The following is a 5,774-nucleotide window of genomic DNA, read 5'->3' on the forward strand; positions in this document are numbered from 1 at the left end:
CGACTGAGCCGCTACAGCGTCGCGCACGCCCAGTCCCGCGCCACCGACCCGACCGTCGCGGGCCGCTGGTCGGCATTGCCTGTGCCCGAACCGGATTCGACGGTGCGGGCACACCACCAGGCCGAACTGCTGCTGAACCGCCACGGCGTGCTGACCAGAGGCGCGGTGGCGGCCGAAGCAGTGCCGGGCGGATTCGCGATGCTCTACAAGGTGCTGACCACGTTCGAGGAAGCCGGCCGATGCCAACGTGGCTACTTCGTCGAGTCGCTGGGCGGCGCCCAGTTCGCGGTGGCGTCAACAGTCGACCGGCTGCGCGGCTACCTCGACGGCATCGACCCGGAAAGACCCGAGTACCGAGCCGTCGTATTGGCTGCCGCCGACCCGGCCAACCCGTACGGCGCCGCGCTGCCCTGGCCGTCCCGCGCCCCGGAGGAAGACAGCGGCGCCCGGCCGGGCCGCAAAGCCGGAGCCCTGGTGGTGCTGATCGACGGCGAACTGGTTTGGTTTGTCGAGCGCGGCGGCCGCTCGCTGTTGACCTTCAGCGACGATCCCGAGGTCAACCGCGCCGCCGGCGCGGCGTTGGCCGAGCTGGTCACGGCCGGGCGGGTCAGTTCGATTCTGGTTGAACGGATCAACGGCCTGCCGGTGCTGGGACCTAACGTGTCCGAGCCGGCCGTTGATGCGCTGTCCGACGCCGGGTTCGCCCGGACCCCACGCGGGCTTCGGCTGCGATAGCGTATGCCCGAGGGGGACACCGTCTTTCACACCGCAGAAACACTGCGGAAGGCACTCGTCGGTCGCACACTGACCCGATGCGATGTGCGGGTACCGCGATTTGCCACCGTCGACCTGACTGGTGAGGTGGTCGACGAGGTGCTCAGCCGTGGCAAGCATCTGTTCATCCGCGTCGGGCCGGCCAGTATCCACTCGCATCTGAAGATGGACGGCAGCTGGCGGCTGAGCACGCGACCGCCCGATCACGCCCGACGACGATACGGGGCGGAATCGCCCCGAGGTGGGGGTACCTCCCGCTTGCGGGGGAGAGTCGGGCACTCCGCTTCGACACGAATCATCTTGGAAGCAAGTGGAATCCGTGCAATTGGGATTGACCTCGGCGTACTGGAGATCCTCGACCGGCAACACGACGAGGACGCGGTAGCGCATTTGGGGCCGGACTTGCTGGGCACCGACTGGGATCCACAGGTCGCCGCGGCCAACCTGACAGCACAGCCAGATCGCCCGATCGCCGAGGCGCTGCTGGACCAGCGCGTTATGGCTGGGATCGGCAATGTCTATTGCAACGAACTGTGTTACATCAGCGGACGGCTGCCCACCGCTGCGGTCGGCTCGCTACCCGACCCGCAGCGGCTGGTCAGGCGCGCACGAGAAATGCTGTGGGCCAACCGATCACGATGGGACCGTTGCACTACCGGCGACACCCGATCGGGCCGTCAGCTCTGGGTGTACGGACGCGCCGGGCAGGAGTGCCGTCGCTGCGGCACCGCGATCGAAAAGGACGACACCGGCAACAGGGTCGCCTACTGGTGTCCAGCCTGCCAACGTTGAATGCCCCCCAGAGGCCAGTTATGACACACCCTCGCGTCAAATCGATGCCATAACTGACCCCTCGGCGCAAGGTCACAACACGACCTTTGCTGCGCTGGCTTCAGCCGAGAGGTCCGAAAAGACCCAGGGCGTCAAGGAAGGCGGCCACCTCCGTGCCGTCAACCACCGGCGCGAGCGCGCTGCCGTGGGGCAGCAGCGAGGTCAGCAGTTCGCCCAGTGTGTCGTCGCCCAGGATTGTCGGGTTGGGACTGAGGATTCCGCTAGTGGATAGGTTGTCCACGAACGTATCCCAGGGCTCGGCGAGTTGCGCTGACGTTATGCCGAGCAGCTGATTCAGATCCGCGTCGCCTAGCGTTGTCGTGACGTTGCCGACGGTTATCGGAAGGCTTCCCAGCAGCTCCGTGCTGGTGTTGGTGTTCAGAAGCGAGCTCAGCAAGTCGCTCAACGAGTCGCTAGGGTTCAGGTTTGGATCGAGCAACGTGCCGTTGAAGTTCTTGATCACATCCACAAGACCTGCGTAGCTGCCGAGGCCCAAAGTATCGAACAAGTTTTGTATCGTCGCGCTCGTAGCGGACTCACCCAGCAGGTCTCCGGCAAGTGTGTCGATCGGCAAACTGCCGATCGGGGTGCTACCGATAAAAATGGTGTTCAGCAGCTCGCCCACCTGACTGCCGAGGGCGGGGATGGCGGCGCCCAAAGTCGTGTCGTTCGGGTTGAGGTCTGCCAGCAGAGCGCTTAGTGCCGACGCGGTGTCGAGGGGCGCAGGAGGAACCAGTTCGTGGTCGGTCCCAAGCGTGCCCAGCAACTGGCCCATAGTGCCGATATTGAGGGCATTCAACAGGGCCTGCACGCTTTCCTCGAACGTCGGAGAGGCCGCCAGCGCGACGTCTCGCTGCTGCACAGGCTGGAAAGCTTCACCGGGATTGAGCCCGCCTAACTGAGCGGCGCCTAAGAGCGCGCCGCCAGCGACGACCGCGCCTGCGGCCACCGCGCTGACCCTCATCGCTATGCGTTGCTGCTCTCGTACTGGCAGTACACGGGCGCAACCATCAAAGTCACCGAATCCAAGCGTGTGGGAGCGGCTTTGCCGACGATGCCGCCCTCCGGATCGAGTAGACATGACAACCTACTTCCCAACTGAAAGTCACCTGAGAATTTCTCAGCTAACCCCGCAACCTAGAGTGCTCTTTGTCACATGTCAAGTAGTTCTTAATCACGTGTCAAGTAACTGGATCGGTGCAGTTCCTTGGCAAACGCGGGTTCACCAGCGACGACGAGACTGACGAGCGGGTGACGTGGCGGTGCCCGGCCAGCGCCCAGGGCATGGCCGTTCGGTTAACGATCGCGCGGGCTCCACCAGCCTGGTCGTCGCATGCGATGATCGCTCTGTCAGCGGCTGACTTGCCGTTCCCAACACTCGCGCTTCTGCTTAGCGGAGAGGTTCAGGATGACGACCACCGAAGTGTGCTCGCTTCGTCGTGCGCGATCGCTATTGGCCGGCCTTGTCGTGTTGGTCGCGCTGCTTCGCCTCGTCGGGGCCGCGGCTCCGACCGCACATGCTGACGCCGTCGACGCCAATTTCGTGAATGCGTTGAACTCGAAGGGCATTACCTTCGCGTCCGCGCAAGCCGCGATCGTTGCCGCCCACGAGGTCTGCGATGAACTCGATGGCGGTAGGGCCCCCAGCGACGTCGCGAATGACGTGATGCAACAGAGTAGTTTGGACGGCTACCACGCAGGGTTTTTCGTCGGCGTCAGCATCGCTGCGTTCTGTCCGCGGCACGAAGGATCCTGACGCTTTGGTGATCAGGAAAGCATTGTCCGGCACCGTGATCGCGTACTGCGCAGCCGCGGGGATCGCAACACCGGTCAGCGCCGACCCCAGCCCGTTCGGCACTCTCGGATGCAGCTGCAAGCCACCGGCCACGGTCGCTGATGGCAAGGCTCCTGCCACAACCCCGATGGACCAAGGTATTCAGAACGGCCTCGGCTCCTTGCATGGCACTTCGCCACGCCGCGCCGACAACTAAGGCAATCGGTTATCCCGCCGACGGGGGTGGGCGCATCACCGTGCCCTTGAGTTCGGCGCCAATCGCAATATCTTCATATTTCTGCTGCTTGCGTTTGCGCCACCCGCTGCCTGCCGGCGAAATCGGCGGAGGCATGATCGGCGGCAGCATCGGCAGCCCGGATTCACCTGCGCCAAGTGGCGTTGCGGCCGATGCAAGTTGCACCGGCACTTGCGAACTCGGCAACAGTCCGACGACGGCGGGTGGCGCGGTCAACCTGCCGATCGACACTCCAACACCGGTCGCCGCCGTCGTGGACGCTTCGCCAAGGCCGGCTGCACCTAACGCACCCGGACCCAGGCCTGCAAATCCTCCGGCACCTAACCCACCTAACGCACCCGCCGCCCCCCCGCCCAGCGCCGACTCGCCCTCGGATACACCCTGGCCAATCTGGCTGTTGACACCCTGCAGGGCCTGGGCCGATTGGCTCTGCGCCAGATAGCTGAGCAGGTTGATCGGAAATCCAGACGAGATGAACTGGTTGGCATAAGTGTTCGCCAGCCCACTCCAACCGGTACTCGGGTCGAATGTGGTGGCGTCCGCTGTCGTCGCGGCCGCCGCGGATGTGGTGGCGGCGGGTAACGCACTGGCTTGCGCGGCCACCCCCGTCGGATTAATTACCGAGCTCGGAGACGAAAACTGAGGCAGCGTGCTGGCTTGCGCCGAGGCGGCTTGATAGCGCCCCATCGCCGCCGAGTTGTTCGCCCACATGGTCTGGTACTGGGCTTCTGTTTCGGCGATGGCCGGAAGATTGCTGCCGAACCGATCGGTGGCCAACAACTGCACCAGCTGCATCCTGTTGGCGGCGACTTGTGCGGTGGGAACGACCGCCCCGCGGACCGAGTTGAAAGCCGCTGCGGCCGCCATCGCCGAAGCGGCGGTCTGCTGACACTGCTGGGCGGTGGTTTGCAGCCAGCTCAGGTAGGGCTCGACTGCCTGGGTCATCGCCGCTGCGGACGGACCATGCCACGCCTGGTTCAGGGAGGACAACGCGGCGACGCAGTTCTCAGCGGAGTCTTCCAAATTGGTGCCGAGCTGTTGCCACGCCCCGGAAGCCTCGATCAGCGATTCGGCACCGGGTCCCGCATGAATCAGCGCAGACGTGACCTCGGGAGGCAATGTCGTGAACTCCATGGCTCCAAACATTGGCCATCGTGGGAAAACTTTCGGAACTTCAGGTTGACGGGGGTGAAAAGAGCCCTGGAACTTTCAGATTCGCGGGATCACGATATGGCGTTGATCGCGGTCGACAACCGTGACTTGAACTCGGCCGGAATAGGGACATACCCGCCGTTCACCAAATCATTCTGGCCGGCACCGAGCGCGCTTTGCAGGAAAGCCTTCACCGCCACACCGACCTGCGAGTCGTGGTATTTCGAACACACAATCTCATACGTCGCGAGCACGATCGGATAAGAACCGGGCTGGTTTGGCCGGTAGAACGAGATCGTGTCTAAGGCAAGGTCGTTGCCCTTTCGCATGAACCAGGCAGAAGAAATCGTCTTCCCCACCGACTCCGGGCTGATCGCAACCGGCTCCGGGCCGGCCGGCGTAATCACCTTGGCTGTGTTCAGGTGTTGCGCCTCGGCGAACGACCATTCGATGTAGGTGATCGACCCTTCGGTGTTTTTGACGGCCGCGGCGGCACCGTCGTTGCCCCGCGCGCCCTCGCCCACGCCGCCGGTGAACTTCTTTCCGGCGGGAAAACCCCACGTCCCAGCAGAAGCAGTGTCGAGATACTTCTGGAAATTGTCCGTCGTTCCGGACTCGTCGCTACGGAATACCACGCGAATCGGCTCAGCGGGCAGCTTGACGCCTAAATTCAGCAGCCCGATCGCCGCATCGTTCCACATGGTGATCTGGCCATTGAAAATCTGGGCGGTAACCGGACCGTTGAGGTTCAACGAAGTCAGGCCGTTGACGTTGTAGGCGACGGCAATCGGGCCAAATACCACCGGCAGATTCCATACCGGTGAGCCGCACCGCTGCTCCGCCTTGGCATATTCGCCTCGGTTCAGCGGGGAGTCTGAGCCACCGAAATCGGTTTGATTGCCGACGAATTCGCCGATCCCGGCACCCGAACCATTGGCCGTGTAGTTCACCGACTGACCGGGGCAGGTTTGTTCGAATGCCTTGATG

General features: G+C 63.7%; 6 protein-coding genes. 3 read left to right on the forward strand and 3 right to left on the reverse strand.

Features of this window, described 5'->3' with window-relative positions; translation table 11 throughout:
• A partial coding sequence (locus tag WB785_RS24650; protein WP_424082715.1) for an Lhr family helicase occupies positions 1–735 on the forward strand: 735 nt, incomplete at its 5' end.
• Positions 736–738: 3 nt separating this feature from the next.
• Complete coding sequence (locus WB785_RS24655; protein ID WP_424082717.1) at positions 739–1,566, forward strand: DNA-formamidopyrimidine glycosylase family protein; 828 nt, start codon at positions 739–741, stop codon at positions 1,564–1,566.
• Positions 1,567–1,666: 100 nt separating this feature from the next.
• Here the strand turns inward: WB785_RS24655 and WB785_RS24660 are convergent, their stop codons facing one another.
• Complete coding sequence (locus tag WB785_RS24660; protein ID WP_424082719.1) at positions 1,667–2,569, reverse strand: hypothetical protein; 903 nt, start codon at positions 2,567–2,569, stop codon at positions 1,667–1,669.
• A gap of 444 nt (positions 2,570–3,013) precedes the next feature.
• Between WB785_RS24660 and WB785_RS24665 the strand changes: the two genes are divergently transcribed.
• The gene (locus WB785_RS24665; protein ID WP_424082721.1) at positions 3,014–3,361 is read left to right on the forward strand and encodes a DUF732 domain-containing protein; all 348 of its coding nucleotides are present in this window, start codon (positions 3,014–3,016) and stop codon (positions 3,359–3,361) included.
• 244 nt (positions 3,362–3,605) lie between these two features.
• Here the strand turns inward: WB785_RS24665 and WB785_RS24670 are convergent, their stop codons facing one another.
• Positions 3,606–4,769 carry a PPE family protein gene (locus WB785_RS24670; protein ID WP_424082723.1) on the reverse strand — a complete coding sequence of 388 codons (1,164 nt, stop codon included), beginning with the start codon at positions 4,767–4,769 and terminating at the stop codon, positions 3,606–3,608.
• Between the two features lie 89 nt (positions 4,770–4,858).
• Positions 4,859–5,774 (reverse strand): phosphate ABC transporter substrate-binding protein PstS (gene pstS, locus WB785_RS24675; protein ID WP_424082725.1); only part of this gene is annotated, 916 nt, incomplete at its 5' end.

Source organism: Mycobacterium sp. (assembly GCF_049585075.1).
Classification (GTDB): Bacteria; Actinomycetota; Actinomycetes; order Mycobacteriales; family Mycobacteriaceae; genus Mycobacterium.

Coding starts and splice junctions, on each gene's coding strand:
- WB785_RS24655 (WP_424082717.1), top strand. CDS start 739: ATGCCCGAGGGGGACACCGTCTTTCACACCGCAGAAACACTGCGGAAG.
- WB785_RS24665 (WP_424082721.1), top strand. CDS start 3,014: ATGACGACCACCGAAGTGTGCTCGCTTCGTCGTGCGCGATCGCTATTG.
- WB785_RS24660 (WP_424082719.1), bottom strand. CDS start 2,569: ATGAGGGTCAGCGCGGTGGCCGCAGGCGCGGTCGTCGCTGGCGGCGCG.
- WB785_RS24670 (WP_424082723.1), bottom strand. CDS start 4,769: ATGGAGTTCACGACATTGCCTCCCGAGGTCACGTCTGCGCTGATTCAT.